This is a genomic window from Cohnella zeiphila (assembly GCF_014212055.1).
Taxonomy (GTDB): Bacteria; Bacillota; Bacilli; order Paenibacillales; family Paenibacillaceae; genus Cohnella; species Cohnella zeiphila.
The window spans coordinates 1-603 of sequence record NZ_JACJVO010000090.1; the positions used below are offsets into that span (position 1 = coordinate 1).

1 pseudogene is annotated in these 603 nt (G+C 63.3%); it reads right to left on the reverse strand.

Annotated features, from left to right (window positions below):
- A pseudogene (locus H7C18_RS34780) lies at window positions 1-603 on the reverse strand (beta-ketoacyl-[acyl-carrier-protein] synthase family protein); the annotation flags it as partial.

Genomic DNA, 603 nt, shown 5'->3' on the forward strand with positions numbered 1-603 from the left:
CTGCTGGAAGGACAGCGGGCTCAGCAGCGCACCCGTCGCCACGACGAGTATCCGCTTCAGATCGCCGCTTTTTATCCTTTTCAACAGGTGCCCGTACGTTACGACCGCCGAACAGGCGCAGCCGCTTCCCCCGGCCTGCACTTTCTGCTTCGCGACATCGTAGATCAGGAGGCCGCAATCCTTGAACGCGGTCTGTTCCATCGGCACGCCGTTGCGGTGCAGGATGTCGGCGGCGATCGGATGGCCGACTCCCGCCAGATCGCCGGTGACGATCAGGTCGTAATCGCCCGGCGTCCGGCCCATGTCCTGCAGGTGCGCTTGAATCGTATCGACGGCCGCNNNNCCCCGCCCCGGACGCGACGATCAGCGACGCGACCGCCAGCGATTCCATCGACGTCGAGCAGGCGCCGAATACGCCAAGGTATGGAGCGCCGAACATGCGGGCGGCGAACGTGCTGCTGATGATCTGGTTTAGCAAGTCTCCGCCGACGTAGAACTGAATCTTGTCCTTGGACAGCTTCGCGTTGTTCACGGCGATGTCCGACGCTTGCTCCAGCATCAGCCGCTCGGCTTTCTCCCACGACGGCTGCTCCAACTCCATGT